This is a genomic window from Mesobacillus thioparans (assembly GCF_965138835.1).
GTDB lineage: Bacteria > Bacillota > Bacilli > Bacillales > Cytobacillaceae > Mesobacillus > Mesobacillus thioparans.
The window spans coordinates 1-15,697 of record NZ_CBCSFH010000006.1; the positions used below are offsets into that span (position 1 = coordinate 1).

Consider the following 15,697-nt stretch of genomic DNA (forward strand, 5'->3'; position numbering starts at 1 on the left):
CTTGATTGGTACCCTTATAGAGATGAAGTTGACTACATAAGGGTANCTTTCCNCTTGAATGATGCCCTTATAGAGGCGAAGTTGCTTCTATAAGGGTATCTTTCCTCTTGAATGGTGCCCTTATGAAGCGAAGTTGCTTCTATAAGGGTATCTTTCCGCTTGATTGGTACCCTTATAGAGATGAAGTTGACTACATAAGGGTACCTTTCCGCTTGAATGATGCCCTTATAGAGGTGGAGTTGCTTGCATAAGGGTATCTTTCCGCTTGATTGGTACCCTTATAGAGATGAATTTGACTACATAAGGGTACCTTTCCACTTGAATGATGCCCTTATAGAGGCGAAGTTGCTTGCATAAGGGTATCTTTCTGCTTGAATGGTGCCCTTTAAGAGGCGAAGTTGCTTGCANAAGGGTATCTTTCCTCCTGAATGGTGCCCTTTAAGAGGCGAAGTTGCTTGCATAAGGGTATCTTTCCTCTTGAATGATGCCCTTATAGAGGTGGAGTTGCTTGCATAAGGGTATCTTTCCTCTTGAATGGTGCCCTTATAGAGGTGAAGTTTACTACATAAGGGTATCGGTGCCCCTTATAAAGGTGAAAATGATGACCGCTCATGATGCAACATTACAAGTCAGGACACCATAAACCTAAATAATAAAGCCAGCTCATAAATAAATTGAGCTGGCTCTAGTCTTAATCCTTTTTAACAGGTAATCCTTCTTTTTCCCATGCGGAGAAGCCGCCTTCGAGGTTGAGTACGTCCTTGAAGCCGTTTTTCAGAAGCAGGCTTGTTCCGATTGCGGAGCGTGCGCCTGACTGGCAATGGGCGATGATTTTCTTGTCTTTTGGTACTTCGTCAAGTTTGTCGGTCAGGTTGCCGAGCATCATATGATGGGCACCGGGGATGTGGCCGCTGTCCCATTCGCTCTGGTTGCGGACGTCGATGACGAAGTAGTTTTCGTCTTCCATCAGTTCTTTTGCCTCACTGGCGGTTACTGATTTGTATTCCTCGTGGCTTCCGCCGAGCTCTTTCGGATCGACATACCCTGTTACCTGATCCAGCCCGATTGACTGCAGGGATTTTTTTACTTCCGGCAGTTTTTCCGGATCTGCGATCAATACGATGTCCTGGTTATAGCTTAACAGCCAGCCTGCCCAGTTTGTGAAGGATTTATTGTACGGAATGTTGATTGTTCCTTCAGCATGCCCGTTAGCGAATTCACTTGCCGGCCGGGTATCTACCACTGCAGCATCTCCTGTGTCGGACAGTGCCACTTTAGGGGTTTCCTCGCGTCTGAGCAATTCAGGGCCTTCTTTGTTCAGCTTTTTCATCTGGGCGAAGTATTTCGGAGGCTCCGGCTGTCCGGCTAGCAGCTCCTCAACAAATTGATCCTCTTCTTTGATCTGGAAAGCCCAGTTGAATTTTTTCTCATAACCCAGAGTCGACATCGGGACAGCGCCAAGGGATTTTCCGCATGCGCTTCCTGCTCCGTGTGCTGGCCATACTTGCAGGAAGTCAGACAGCTTTTCCACTTTCCGGAGGGATTCGAACATCTGGCGGGCTCCTGCCATCGAGGTATCCTTGATGCCTGCCGCTTTTTCGAGTAAATCCGGACGGCCGACATCGCCTACAAACAGGAAGTCGCCCGTGAAGATGCCCATCGGTTCATTGGCGCCGCCGCCCTTATCCGTCAGCAGGAATGAGATGCTTTCCGGTGTATGCCCAGGGGTGTGGAGCACTTCAAAATGAATATTCCCGACATTGAAAGTCGATCCCTCAGTCAGCAATTCATGCTCATACTGGTCGACATATTGATACTTCCAGTCCTTATCCCCTTCATCGGAAACATACAGCTTTGCTCCATGGTGGTGGGCAAGCTCCCTTGCTCCTGACAGATAATCCGCATGGATATGGGTTTCAGTTGCGGCAGAGATCGTGAATTCTTCTTTTTTGGCAATATCCAGATAAGGCTGGATATTCCTTGCCGGGTCAATGACGAGCGCCTCGCCCGTCCTCTGGCAGCCGATCAAGTATGACATATGTGCAAGCTGGTCATCAAAAAACGACTTAAAATACATAAGAATTCCTCCTTCATTTTTTAATAGGTTTATGAAGAACATACTCTGTTATACCCCGTACCATATTTTTTAAAAGTCAAAAAAAATACCAGCGCCGGGTGCTGTTTAAAACCCAATATATACCTATATCTGTATTTTACTCTGTTAAAATCTCTTCTTCAAATAAAAGAACCTGCTTCAAAGCGAAAGCAGGTCTAGGTTCTTGCGGTCTTTTTCATCATCAAAATATAGAGAATGATCGAGGCAAAAACGGAAATGGCAGAAGCGATATAGATGCTTCCATATCCAAGCCAGTGGCCAATCTGGCCAAAAGCCATTGCACCGACACCGACACCTAAATCGAAAAAGGAAAAGAAGGTGGCGTTCGCCATCCCTTTCCTGTTCATCGGAGCATCCTGGACAGCCCACGCCTGCAATGCGGGCTGGACGGAACCAAAACCGAATCCATACAGGCCCGCTGCAATGAACATCACCAGGCTGTTCGGCAGCCAGGCCAGGAGGATCATGGCAATCAGGATTAAAAGTGTTCCAGGCAGGAAGACTGCACCATGTCCTTTTTTATCATAAAGCTGGCCGGCAAATGACCTGGACAGCATCAAGGTCATCGCAAAAATGAAAAAGTACCACTCGATCCCGGCGATTCCCTTCTGCGCTGAGTAAAGCGGCAGGAATGAAGCGATGCCTCCAAAGGTGATGGTTATGAACAATAACAGGAAGGACGGCTGCAGGGCAGACTTTTCATATACATCCCATCTGCGCTTCACTGTGTCTTCTTCTGCTTTCTCCGCCTTTTTATAGGTGATCCTCGAAGCTAGGAGGAATGCAGCAAGGCCCAGAACGGCGCTGATTAAAAATAACTGCTTGAATGTGATCGCTGCAGCAAGGGCAAGACCAAGCGTCGGCCCCATCGCGAGTGCAACGTTCCCGGAGAGCCCGAAGTATCCCATTCCTTCTCCTCTGCGCCGAGGCGGAATTAAATCCGTTGCGATCGTACCGGATGCTGTCGTCGAAAATCCCCAGCCAACCCCCTGGATAATCCGCATGAAAAACAGAAAGGCGATTCCGGATGCAAACCCAAACGAGCCGACAGAAATCACGAAGATGACCAGTCCTATCAGGTAAATGAACCCTCTCCCTTTCGTTTCCAGCATCCGGCCGGCAAATGGCCGAACGAGCAATGCTGAAAACGTGAAAATTCCTACGACAAAACCGATCAACTGGTCATTTCCACCCAAATGCTCGACAAATAGCGGAATGGTAGGCAATGTCATTTGAAATCCCAGGAAAATAAAGAAATTTGCCAGGAATATAAACAAGAAATCCTTGCTCCATATTTTTTCAGTGCCCTGATTTTGTTGAGCTCCTTTTGCTGATTGATCCATCTGCTTTCATCCTTTCTGACTTAATTTTTAAGGCACTGTTGCCACTTCTTCCTTTAAAAAGGCTGTTATCGTAAAGATTGTTGTTAAAATCCTAAAGCCGATTTTAACGTGATTATAGTCATTTTATATGTCGGTACTAAGTTTGCAAGCTCTTTTCTCATAATAAGCTTTAATTGCGTGAATAATCTTAGATAATACAATCCTATTTTGTAGGCAATAGCAACAAAGTTGATAAAAGAGCCTTTAAAAAAGAATCGTGTTCAATATTCTGTCAATTTGTTGTTGCGGTTTTGTGAACAGATTCACAATTCTCTCATCTTTCTTTCGGATTCTGATATATTGTAAGTGTAATCAATATTTACTTATTTTTGAAGGGAAGCGATTTAGATGTTAGCGAAATGGTTAAGAGAAAACAATATTGCTGCTGGCCTGTTGACTGTCATAAGGGTATGGCTCGGATATAACTGGATGACTGCTGGTTGGGGAAAATTGACTGGTGAAGGGTTCGATGCTACTGGCTATCTGAAAAATGCGGTTGCCAATCCGGTGAAAGGTCCAGACGGACACATGGTTTATGGATGGTATGTGAACTTCCTTGAAAACTTTGCACTTCCGAATGTCGACCTGTTCAACTTCATCGTTCCGCTTGGTGAATTCCTGATCGGTCTTGGATTGATCCTTGGTTGCTTGACTACTGCTGCTATGTTCTTCGGACTTGTGATGAACTTCAGTTTCTTCCTTGCAGGCACTGTATCTCATAACCCAACTGACATCTTCTTCGGCTTCATCCTTCTGTTCGCTGGCTACAATGCTGGCAAATACGGTTTAGACCGCTGGGTGGTTCCTTTCATCCGCAAGACTGTTTTAAAAAGGGAACCGGAAACTGCACATAAAGCCGTTTAACTTAAAAGTCTGAAAGAGCCTGTGTCATGCAGGCTCTTTTTCTTGGCTTTGAAATCCTTCCTCGTTCAAAATCCTGACAATATGTTATTGCTATTTTGTGAACAGCGTTCTCAAGCACTCATCATAATACAGAAAACCAATATAGTGTAGTGTAATCAAATATCAGTCATTTTGAAGGGAAGCGATTCATATGTTCGCGAATTGGTTAAGGGAAAACAATGTCGCAGCTGGCCTGCTGACAATCATTCGGATCTGGCTTGGATACAACTGGATGACAGCCGGATGGGGAAAATTGACCGGAGAGGGATTTGATGCAACAGGGTATTTAACTAACGCCATTGCCAACCCCGTCAAAGGTCCAGATGGAATTGTTTATGGATGGTATGTATCTTTTCTGGAAAACTTCGCACTTCCAAATGTTGACTTCTTCAACTTCATCGTTCCTGTCGGTGAATTCCTGGTTGGTTTGGGCCTGATTCTCGGCTGTCTGACAACAGCAGCAATGTTCTTCGGATTGATCATGAACTTCAGCTTCTTCCTTGCAGGAACCGTATCCCATAACCCAACAGACATCTTCTTCGGCTTCATCCTCCTGTTCGCAGGGTATAACGCAGGACGATATGGTTTGGACCATTGGGTGATCCCATTCATCCGTAAAACAATCTTTAGGAACAAAGCAGCAACGAAATGAATAAGCAAGCCTCCTGAGTGAACTCAGGAGGCTTTTTTCATTCCATGTCGATGCTCTAATTGGTCTCACATTCACATGACAATGAGTTTGAAGACGGTTAATCCAAGGCCGATCAGGAAGCCGCAAACCGCGCCATTGACCCTGATCCATTGCAGGTCTTTCCCGACATTGTTTTCCATCATGTCAATGAGTGTTTCCGTATCAAGCTTATCCAGGTTTTCTCTGACAAGCTTCCCGATCTTTGAATGGTTCCTTTCAATCAGCCCGGCAATTTTCGCATGCAGCCAGCTTTCGATTGCTGCTACTTTCTCGTCATCCGCTCTGATTTCCTCGATGAATTTTTTCACAAGTGGAGTGATCGTGTCATCCACAAAACTGTCCTTTTCGATAAGCACAATCACACGATCCTTTGACTTGGCCAGGACTCCCTTGATCTGTCCTGTTAAATCCATTTCCTCGACCATTTTATTTTTCCAGGACTGGATTTCAGTCATAAGGGCTTCACGCTCACTGATGCCACCCAGCTCTTTGCGGATTTTATCCAAGATCATGTGGCGGTATCGGTTATCATCCTGCTGCAGGTTTTTCATTCTTTTTAAAATGAATGATTGCAAAATATTGCCGACCTTTTCTTCGGTGATCATATTGCTGAATGATTGAATCGCGAATTTCATGAGACCATCCGCTTCAGTTGTATCGATTGCCTGCTTTCCAAGCTTGCCAAGCACCATTTTCGCTTCAGCCTGTGACGCCCATTTTTCCGTCTCTTGCAGGACATAGTCAAATGCAGCTGAATCATATTGCTTCGCCAGGATATGGTCGGAAGCCTTTTGTAGTAACTCGGAAGAATCCGCCGATAAAAGGAAGCCCTTGATTTCTTGTTCGATGGCTGGAGCAAATCTTTCAACATCCACTTTCCTTGCGACATCCAGACTGAACGCCTGGATACTGTTTTTCACAGATTCAGAGTGAAGCTCCTTCTCGACCGTCTCAAAAATTTTATCCAAAATATGAATCTGCTTGAACTTTTCCATGATGCTTTCTTTCGTGAGCCAGTCATTCTCAAGCATATTGATTAATGCGCGCGTTACTTTATCACGGTTTTTCGGCAAAAGTGCCGTATGCGGAATCGGGATGCCGAGCGGATGCCTGAACAGCGCCGTCACAGCAAACCAGTCAGCGAGTCCGCCGACAAGACCGGCCTCAAAACCGCCCATCAGCAATTTCCCGATCAGCGAATCCTGAAAAGGAATCATCGCGAGGAAACCCGCACCCATAATCGCCAGTGAAATAGCTGCCAAATGTCTAGATCTGTTATTTCGTTTATCCATATATCTCCCTCTGTTACTGTTTGATTGAAACTTGTGTAGTTCTGAAGCTCGCTTCTGTTCCCCATCTTGTATGTGAATTCTGGAAAAGAGCCTCTTCAATATTTTACCCAATTTATAGGGGGGAAAGCTATAAAAAAGGAAAAGTCCCAGGAGCATCGGCTGCTGGGACTTCCTTATTTCACACTCTTACTCCATCCACTCTGGCTTTCCAAAACCTTTGAAATCATTATCGATGATTTTTTCAAACTCATCAGACTCGACGACTTCCTTGATGTCCTTTGTAAATTGGGCATCCTGGTCCTTGGTGTTAATGACGACACGATTGCGATACTGATCAGGCATGTTTTCAAGCTGAAGCGCAGTCAACAGATCCATTTTTGCTGCGAGGGCGAAGTTGCCGGGTACAGCCGACAGGTCAACGCTTTCGACGGCTCTTGGAAGCTGTGCTGCTTCGATTGGCTTGAACTGCAGGTTCTTGACATTATCTTTAACATCTTTTTCAGAAACAGTTAGCGGATCAGCATTAGGATCAAGCTTGATCAGGCCGGCATCCTCAAGGATCAGGAAGGCACGCGCTGCATTGGTTGGATCGTTTGGAATCGCGATGGCCGAACCCTCTGCGACTTCATCCAGTGAATCGAACTTCTTTGAGTAAATCCCCATTGGCGCTGTTGGGACGACAATCACTTCAGACAGCTCAAGATCGTGTTCTTTTGCGAAGTTTTCCATGTACACCTTGTGCTGGAACAGGTTCGCGTCAAGATCCCCTTTTGACAGAGCCAGGTTTGGCTGGATGTAATCGCTGAATTCGACCACTTTCACTTCATACCCTTTTTTCTCAAGCAGAGGCTTGATGCCTTTTGTGACCATATCGCTGTATGGCCCTGATGTCGCTCCGAATGTAACTTGCTTTTTGTCAGCCTTCGCATCGCTGCCTGAGGCTGAGTCACTGCCGCATGCAGCCAACAACCCGATTGATAAAAGTAACAGTAAAGAGAACAATAATTTCTTCATTTTAATAACCCCCAATTTTTATCTTTTGTCTACTAATTTAGCAATCCTGTCGCCGCCAAACTGGATCAGCTGGACAAGGCATATCAGGATAATCACTGTTGTAATCATGATGGTATTGTCGTAACGGTAATAACCGAAACGGATTGCCAGGTCACCGACTCCGCCGCCGCCAACAATCCCCGCCATTGCCGAGTAGGCCACAAGGCTGATGATCGTGATGGTGACACCCTGGACGATTCCCGGCTTCGCCTCCGGAATCAGGACATCCTTGATGATCATCCACGGAGTAGCTCCGGTGGCCACCGCTGCCTCGATGACCCCTTTATCGATTTCGCGCAAGCTTTGCTCGACGATTCTCGCAAAGAACGGAATCGCCGCAACAGACAATGAAACGGATGCGGCTGTCGGCCCGATTGTCGTGCCGGCGATTAAATTCGCAAGCGGCAGCAGGGCGATCAACAGGATGATGAACGGAACCGACCGGATCATATTGACGATGAAACCGGCAATATTTTTAAAAAGCTGGTTTTCAAGGAACAGGCCTTTATCGGTGACAAAAAGAAGAACCCCTGTCGGCAGCCCAACAATGATCGAAACAAGGATGGAGATGCCGACCATATAGATTGTTTCAAAGAATGCCTTATTCAGTTCCGGCAGCAGTGCGACCAGGTTATCAAGCAGCATCTTCAATCACCTCCAGATTTCTTGTCCTTGATGCGATATAGTCAATGGCCCTGTCGATTTCAAGGGTCTCGCCCGAAACTTCCATAATGAAAATCCCTAGTGGGATCTCCTGGATATACTCGATTTTTCCGTGGAGGATGTTTCCCCTCACCTTGAATTTTTGGAATACATCCGAGATGACACCCTGCTCGGCAATCTCGCCCTGGAAATAGATCTTGATCAATTTACCTTCCCGCTCCTTCCTCAGTCTTTCCGGCAATTCGAATTGAAGGATGGAGTTGACGAAATCCTTTGTCAGCGGCTCCTGTGGATTGGCAAAAATATCGTAGACATTTCCCTCTTCGATGATTTTTCCATCCTGCATCACGGCCATCCGGTCGCAAATCGTCTTGACCACTTCCATTTCATGCGTTATAAGCACGATTGTGATTCCTAACTCTCTATTAATCTTTTTAAGTAGAGATAAAATAGAGCGGGTCGTGCTTGGGTCAAGAGCGGAGGTTGCTTCATCGCATAGCAGGACTGATGGATTATTCGCCAGCGCTCTGGCTATGCCAACACGCTGTTTCTGGCCGCCGGACAACTGGGCAGGATAGACGTCTTTCTTGTCGGAAAGCCCCACCATATGTAAAAGCTCTAGCACTCTCTCATTTATCTCTGTTTTCGCAGTGCCGGCAGCTTTTAGCGCAAAAGCGATATTTTCACTGACTGTCTTTGCGCTTACAAGATGGAAATGTTGAAAAATCATCCCAATTTTCAAACGGGCTTTCCTTAGCTCGCCCTTGCTTAAAGAGGTGAGCTCCACGCCATCAATATAAATCTCTCCCGATGTGGGCTTCTCTAGGAGATTAAGGCATCTCAGCAAAGAACTCTTGCCTGCTCCGCTATATCCGACAATCCCGTAAATTTCGCCCTTTTCTACTTTTAACGAAACATCTTCAACACCTGTCACCGATCCCTTTTTCGTTTCATATACCTTGACCAGGCTCTTCACTTCAATCATTTTTGCACCCCCGTTTTCTCTCAATAAAAAAAGCCTCTTTCATTCAAAGAAAGAGGCATCGTAAATATCTATACGACTTATCTTTCAGAATGAAACCATTCTGCAGGAAGTGGCACCTTTCCATAAAGGAGGTTGCCGGACGTCATCGGGCCTAATCCCTCAGTCTCTCTTGATAAGTAACTTATTAAGTTCGTTTCGATAATTGAAATATTAAAACTATCTGATATATTTGTCAACAAAGTTTTTTTCAATGATTTCCATTGAAATCGTTTACACCGTTGTGGCTGTAAGAGAATTTATTTTCAAAAGAAAAACCCTTGTTTAAGCTAAAACAAGGGCTCCATAGACGAGCGCACCAGCGATCACATAGGCCGGGTGCACCTTCAGTTTCTCCATCAGGACGAAGCTGATTCCGCCGATCAGGATGGTCTGTGTCATGCCGACACCTTCATAGGAGGAGAAAAAGAAATCATAGGTCATGACTCCAAGGAGCACGGCAATCACAGGACGGACGATGATTGTCAGCCTTTTGACACGAGGGGAATCCTTGTATTTCATCAGCAGTCCCAGCAGACCGATCATCAGGATCAGCGATGGTGCCACGGCTGCAAACACACCGACAATGGCGCCGAGGATTCCTCCTTCTGAATAGCCAATATACCCGGCCATCTTCGTCGCGATCGGTCCCGGGAGTGCATTGCCCATCGCGAGTACTTCACTGAATTCATTGACCGTCATCCAGTCATATCGGTCGACGACTTCATTTTCAATCAACGGGATCGAGGCAGGACCGCCGCCGTAGCCTAAAATACCGGGAATGAAAAACGCTAAAAATATCTGGAAATAGATCATTTTTGCTCCCCTCCCATTTGTTTTTGTTCAGATGGTGAAGAGTCTTTTTTTAATAAAGCCCCAAGCAGCAGGATGAAAATTAAAATTGCAGGATGTACATTCAGGATTTGGAGCAGCACCAGGCTGGCAATCAGCGCAACAGCTGTCCAAGCCCAGCCAAGCTTCGATTTCCCCGATTTCTTGATGAAGTCCCAGGTCAGGACAGCGAGCATGACGGCAACGACCGGTACGACAGCATCGGCCATTCCTTTTACCCAGGGCTGATCTTTGAATGAATTCAGGGCAGTAAGCAGGAAAATCATCAGGACGATTGTCGGGACCATCGTTGCGGCCAGGGCATTGATCATTCCCACGACTCCGCCCACTCGATAGCCGATATAGCCTGCCATCTTCGTCGCGATCGGACCAGGGAGCGCATTTCCCAAAGCAAGAATATCACCGAACTCATCAGAGTCCATCCATTTATATTTATCTACCACTTCCTTATGTACAAGCGGAATCGATGACGGCCCGCCGCCATAACCAAGGATTCCCACGCGAAAAAATGCCAGGAATAAATCTCTTTGTTTCAAAACTTCACCTTCTCTTCTGTTTTTAGCCGTATGCAGTCGCTTTCTATAATTCTTATTTCTTTTATTTTATTATAGACTCATATATTTGAAACTGCATGTCAAATTCAAGGAATTATATCGTCTTTGGGCAGCATTCACCATTATTTCTGCCATTTCTCAGGCTTTGATTTGCTCCATAATTCAATATTCTGGCGATTTTTTCATTTATTCGATCACATTTTTGATTATTTCGGCCACATTCCCCGATATTCCGACCACTTTTTCAATTAATTCGACCAAGTACCGATTTTGCAATTAATTCTTCGCTTTTCATCCCCATAAAAAAAGTATCACAGCTCCAGGCCATGATACTCTTAAAATCATTTATTAAACTTAAAAATAGAAACTGATTCGTTCAATTCGTTGGTCAGTTTCCTCAACTCTGTTACCTTTTTCGAAAGGTTGCCGAATGCCGTTAATTGTTCCGTTGTGGAAGCTGAAATTTCTTCGCTTCCAGCTGCTGTTTCTTCGACGACAGCACTGATGGATTCAACATTGTGCAGGACCTTTGCTCCCAGCTCCTTGGAGGCTTCCGTTCCTTTCACAAGCTGCACGATTTTTTCCGAGATGCCGCTGACTCTGGCTTCTATATTTTCAAAAGCTGACATTGTCAGGTTCATCGATTCCATTTGCTCATCAGCGATGACGCCGCCTTTGTTCACCGCTTCCCCGATTTCGTCGAGACCCGACTTCAATAGGTTGACCATATCGAAAATTTGCGTTGTGGCCAGGTTTGACTCTTCAGCCAGCTTCCTGACTTCTGATGCAACGACCGCAAATCCTTTTCCAGCCTCTCCAGCCCTTGCCGCTTCGATTGCTGCATTCAATGCAAGCAGATTGGTCTGGGCTGCGATTGCCGAAACGGATTTGGCCATGTCTTCGATTTTTGCAGCATAACCAACAAACTTGCCCGTTGCTGTCTGGATGGAATAGGAAGCCGCTTTGTTTTCTGTAATCAATACTTTTTGCCCCTCAATTGCCTTTCTGCCTTCACCAATCGCTTCCACCGCTTCCTGGCTATATGAGGAAGACTCCTGGCTGTAGTCCAAGTTCAGCATGATTTCTTTATCCATTTCGTCAATCAGCTCAACGGATTGCTGGAGATCTTCCGAGACGGTTTGGGCACCTGCTGATAGCTCATCCGTCGAAACAGCGACCTGATTCGAAATCTCGGTAAGCGCTACATTTTCCTGTTCGATTCCCTCTGCAAAATCTTCTACTTCCTTGCTGGCCCTGTTCACTTTTTGCAGCAAGGACGTCAATTGAGCCGCCATCATGTCGAAGGACTCATTCAAGGTCCCCAGCTCGTCCTTATGCTTATATGGGACTTTTTCAATCATTAAGTTACCCTTGGCGATTTCCTGGGCATTGATGGCAATCTGCTTCAACGGCCTTGTGATCGAGCTCGTCAGCCTGATCCCGATTCCCCCGGCAACAAGAACAAGCAGTATGCTGCCGATGATTGCCGAAAGGATAATGAATTGAATCTGGTTCTTCAAATCCTTCTGAAGATAATCGTAATAATCATTCACCTGGATATTCAAGAGATACAGATCATTCAGGATCCCCTCACTGCGCAGCGATTGCCGCTTCACTTCTGCACTGATTTTATCATCAAGTGCTTTCTCCGCTTCGGACTTGAGTGCATTGAACTTTTCAAAAGCTTTGTCCAACACTTTCTTGCTGTTTTCCTGCTGAATCAATCCCTCTGCCTGAGCAAAAATTTTAGAGGTCTTCTCCATTTTCGCTAATGCATCCTGCCTGTTCCCTTCGGTCGGACTGAAGGAAAAATTGCTAAGCGATTGTTGGGTTGCCGATGTTTCAGCCTCCAGGTTCTGAACGGTCAGCAGTACCTGAACATAATCTTGATTGGATGTCTGGACCATCAGCATTCTGTAAATGATAAAAGAAATCATCACAATTGATAAGCCAATGGCGAGCAATAAATTCAATAGTAATTTCTTTTTGATTGTCATGTCGGTTCCCCCAGTTGCAGCTGTTAATCTAGCTGAATTGAAACTCCATTTGTTGATAATTTATCTTCCAAGTCTTTCAAGGTTTTTTCCTGTTCTGGACTCAGCTTAATGACCCGGATTGGTGCAAGCCCGACACCCTGTTCATTAATGCCCAGTTCGATTTGCCTTGATTTAAGCTTCTTCTCGGATTGGAACTCCTTAACTGCTTCATAAAGTGCGATATCCACATTCTTCAGCATGGAAGTAATAATGGCCTTTTCGGCAAAAAAGTATTGGTCGCTATCTACACCAATCGCAAACTTTTTCCTGGCTTGCGCTTCCTTCAATACACCTACTCCCGTAAAACCTGCCGCAGCATAAAGAACATCTGCACCTTCATCGATCATTCCCGCAGCAATCTTCCCTCCAAGGTCTGCATTGCCAAAATCCTCAGAGTAGGCAACCTTTATCTCAGCATCCGGCTTGACTGCTTTCACACCCTGCTCAAATCCCGATTTGAATTTGCGGATCAGCGGCACATCCGCACCGCCCACAAATCCGACAACCTTTGATTTGGTGGTCATCCCGGCAACCGCGCCGGCGAGGAAGCTGCCCTGTTCTTCTTTAAAAATGATCGATGTGATATTTTCCATTTCTGATACCGAATCGACCAGTATAAACTGTTGTTCTGGATATTTTTTTGCAACTTTTTCCAGATCCTCAAGAACCATAAATCCAAGTCCGATGACAATATCATTTCCGTCCTCCACCAGCTCAGTAAATCCCTTTTCATAGCTGCCTGCTTCCTGCAGCTCCCGATAATCAAAAAGAATATCCAATTCATCCCTTGCTTTTGTCAGTCCGGCAAACGCCGCATCACTAAACGATTGGTCACCAAGTCCGACGTCAGACAACATGATGCCAATCTTCACCCTTTCCTTTGCCTTCAACTCTGTGTTGGCACAGCCCGCAAGTCCCCCTGCGAGTAAAACTGCGATAAAAAGCACATACATAATTCGTTTCATCTTGATGCCCTGCTCCCTTTTCCAGTAAATTTATATGTATTTCATCGGCCACAGCCTATTTTTGTTAATGGTAGAAGAGAAAGTCTATCTTTTATCAATTTTCAAAATAATAAACAAATAAAAAAGCAGGCTGTCATCTCCCAGCCTGCTTCCTGTCATTATTTTATTTTCGTGAATTTGTTCAAGTCGCCATTTTCGCCGAGGACAATCAGGATGTCTTCTGCTCGCAGCGTCTTCTCCGGGTCTGGTGAAATATCGACTTTGTTTGCGGTCTTGACGCCGATTACGGTGATATTGTATTTGGCACGCAGATTGATTTCGATCAGGTTTTTGCCGGCCATGCTCATAGGCAGCTTGATTTCCTCGATGCTGTAGTCATCTGAAAGCTCGATGAAATTCAAGACATTCGGGGATGCCATCAGCTGATGGGCAACCCGTTCACCCATGTCCCGTTCAGGGAAGATGACTTTGTCCGCGCCAACCTTGAACAATACCTGTGCATGGTGTTTATTAAGTGCTTTGGCCACGACATTCGATACGCCCATCTCTTTTAAAATCAGGACGGTGAGGATACTTGCCTGGATGTCGTCTCCTATGGCAACAATGACGGTCTCAAAATTCCTGATGCCAACAGCCCTCAATGTCTGCTCATCAGTCGAATCCCCGATTACTGCATGTGTTACAAACTCTTTATAGTCTTCGATATGCTGCTCACTTTTATCAATCGCCAGTACTTCGTGTCCTTCATGATAAAGGGTGGTGGCAACACTTGATCCGAAGCGCCCCATCCCGATTACTGCATATTGCTTTGCCATAATTATTATCCTCCTACCCAATCATCACTTTTCCAGCTGGATGCCGATAATGAGTTTCTTTTCTTTTTCTTGCCACTGCAAACGCAAGTGTCAATGGACCAACCCGGCCCGCAAACATCGTTATAAGAATCAGGATTTTTCCATATGATGACAGTTCAGGCGTCAAGCCCATCGATAGGCCGACAGTTGAAAAGGCCGATACAGCCTCAAAAAAGAGCATCAAAAAGTCTTTCCCTGGTTCCGTAATCGTCAAAACCATTGTAATCGAACCTACTAAAAATAGCGCAATCAGCGTAACCGTCAGTGCTTTCGAAATAATGCTGTAGTCCACTCGTCTGCCAAAAAAGGTGACATCTTCGCGGCCGCGAATCTGCGACTTGACTGCGCCTAACAGGATGGCGAAGGTAGTAGTCTTGATGCCTCCGCCGGTGGAACCTGGCGATGCACCTATGAACATCAGGAAAATGATCAAAAATAAGGTGGACTGTTTAAGGTCCGGGATATTCAGGGTGTTGGACCCTGCTGTTCTTGGTGTTACGGCCTGGTATAGCGCCCCGAACATTTTACCAGTCATCGACATAGGCTTCAAGGTCGATGGGTTCTTGTATTCAAGAATGAAAATCATCAGCGCGCCTGCGAACACAAGGATACCGGATACGCTGAGGACGATTTTCGAATGCAGCGATAGCCTTCTAGTCCTTCGATATTCATACAGCTCGTTCATGACAATGAAGCCGATGCCGCCAAAGCTGATCAAAGTGATCATCGTGATATTGACGATTGGGTCTGAAGTATATGCGGTAAGCCCTTTGTATCCACCCATTATATCAAATCCGGCATTATTGAAGTTCGAAATCGCGTGAAAAAACCCATAGTAAATGGCTTTTCCTGCAGCCATATTCTGTGAAAATCGCATCGATAGAATGACTCCGCCTGCAATCTCGATTACCGCTGTAAAAAGGAAAATCCGTTTGACAAGCCTGACAATCCCTTCGACCGTCTCGTTATTCAATGACTCCTGGATAATCAGCCTTTCTTTGAACGAAATTCTTTTTCCTAAAATAAATGCAAGCAGTGTGGCAAAGCTCATGAAACCAAGCCCGCCAATCTGGATCATCGACAGGATGATCATTTCCCCAAACTTGGTGAAGGTATCACCTGTGTCGACGACAACAAGGCCTGTTACACAAGTTGCGGATGTTGCCGTAAACAAGGCATCCAATAACGGGAGGCCTCTGCCATCAACTGTGGCGGATGGCAAGGTAAGCAACAATGTCCCCAACAGAATAATCAAGCCGAACCCGAAGACAAGCACTTTTGGCGGGTCCAGACTGAATAACAATTTACTGCGCAT

The 15,697-nt window shown here is 45.6% G+C and carries 14 protein-coding genes and 1 riboswitch; of the genes, 2 read left to right on the forward strand and 12 right to left on the reverse strand.

The window, feature by feature from the left end:
• Positions 1-691 precede the first annotated feature (691 nt).
• A complete protein-coding gene (locus ACNAZ4_RS11270) occupies positions 692-2,077 on the reverse strand; it encodes an MBL fold metallo-hydrolase (protein ID WP_415814501.1) in 1,386 nt (461 codons plus the stop codon).
• 194 nt (positions 2,078-2,271) lie between these two features.
• The gene (locus tag ACNAZ4_RS11275; RefSeq protein WP_415814502.1) at positions 2,272-3,459 is read right to left on the reverse strand and encodes an MFS transporter; all 1,188 of its coding nucleotides are present in this window, start codon (positions 3,457-3,459) and stop codon (positions 2,272-2,274) included.
• A gap of 387 nt (positions 3,460-3,846) precedes the next feature.
• Between ACNAZ4_RS11275 and ACNAZ4_RS11280 the strand changes: the two genes are divergently transcribed.
• Entirely contained in the window at positions 3,847-4,362 is a 516-nt protein-coding gene (locus ACNAZ4_RS11280; RefSeq protein WP_415814503.1) for a DoxX family protein, read from the forward strand.
• Positions 4,363-4,552: 190 nt separating this feature from the next.
• Positions 4,553-5,053, forward strand: coding sequence for a DoxX family protein (locus ACNAZ4_RS11285; protein ID WP_415814505.1), 501 nt, complete (start codon positions 4,553-4,555; stop codon positions 5,051-5,053).
• Between the two features lie 71 nt (positions 5,054-5,124).
• On the opposite strand, the gene ACNAZ4_RS11290 is transcribed toward ACNAZ4_RS11285, so the two are convergent.
• From ACNAZ4_RS11290 to ACNAZ4_RS11335, 10 genes are all read right to left on the reverse strand, one after another.
• On the reverse strand, positions 5,125-6,384 hold the full coding sequence (locus tag ACNAZ4_RS11290; protein ID WP_415814506.1) for a DUF445 domain-containing protein: 1,260 nt from the start codon (positions 6,382-6,384) through the stop codon (positions 5,125-5,127).
• Positions 6,385-6,570: 186 nt separating this feature from the next.
• The gene (locus tag ACNAZ4_RS11295) at positions 6,571-7,398 is read right to left on the reverse strand and encodes a MetQ/NlpA family ABC transporter substrate-binding protein (protein WP_415814508.1); all 828 of its coding nucleotides are present in this window, start codon (positions 7,396-7,398) and stop codon (positions 6,571-6,573) included.
• A gap of 18 nt (positions 7,399-7,416) precedes the next feature.
• Positions 7,417-8,082, reverse strand: a complete 666-nt coding sequence (locus tag ACNAZ4_RS11300) for a methionine ABC transporter permease (RefSeq protein WP_415814509.1) — start codon at positions 8,080-8,082, stop codon at positions 7,417-7,419.
• The gene (locus tag ACNAZ4_RS11305) at positions 8,072-9,085 is read right to left on the reverse strand and encodes a methionine ABC transporter ATP-binding protein (protein WP_415814510.1); all 1,014 of its coding nucleotides are present in this window, start codon (positions 9,083-9,085) and stop codon (positions 8,072-8,074) included. The genes ACNAZ4_RS11300 and ACNAZ4_RS11305 overlap by 11 nt, the downstream gene beginning before the upstream one ends.
• Positions 9,086-9,159: 74 nt before the next feature.
• Positions 9,160-9,264, reverse strand: a riboswitch (SAM riboswitch).
• A gap of 142 nt (positions 9,265-9,406) precedes the next feature.
• Positions 9,407-9,937, reverse strand: a complete 531-nt coding sequence (locus tag ACNAZ4_RS11310) for a chromate transporter (RefSeq protein ID WP_415814512.1) — start codon at positions 9,935-9,937, stop codon at positions 9,407-9,409.
• Positions 9,934-10,509, reverse strand: a complete 576-nt coding sequence (locus tag ACNAZ4_RS11315; protein ID WP_415814513.1) for a chromate transporter — start codon at positions 10,507-10,509, stop codon at positions 9,934-9,936. Before ACNAZ4_RS11315 ends, ACNAZ4_RS11310 begins: the two co-directional genes overlap by 4 nt.
• Before the next feature lie 359 nt (positions 10,510-10,868).
• A complete protein-coding gene (locus tag ACNAZ4_RS11320; protein ID WP_415814515.1) occupies positions 10,869-12,524 on the reverse strand; it encodes a methyl-accepting chemotaxis protein in 1,656 nt (551 codons plus the stop codon).
• 23 nt (positions 12,525-12,547) lie between these two features.
• A complete protein-coding gene (locus ACNAZ4_RS11325) occupies positions 12,548-13,528 on the reverse strand; it encodes a BMP family lipoprotein (RefSeq protein ID WP_415814516.1) in 981 nt (326 codons plus the stop codon).
• Positions 13,529-13,686: 158 nt separating this feature from the next.
• Positions 13,687-14,343: a potassium channel family protein gene (locus tag ACNAZ4_RS11330; RefSeq protein ID WP_415814517.1), complete on the reverse strand. Its 657-nt coding sequence runs from the start codon at positions 14,341-14,343 to the stop codon at positions 13,687-13,689.
• A 13-nt stretch (positions 14,344-14,356) separates the two neighbouring features.
• Positions 14,357-15,697: a TrkH family potassium uptake protein gene (locus ACNAZ4_RS11335; RefSeq protein ID WP_415814519.1), complete on the reverse strand. Its 1,341-nt coding sequence runs from the start codon at positions 15,695-15,697 to the stop codon at positions 14,357-14,359.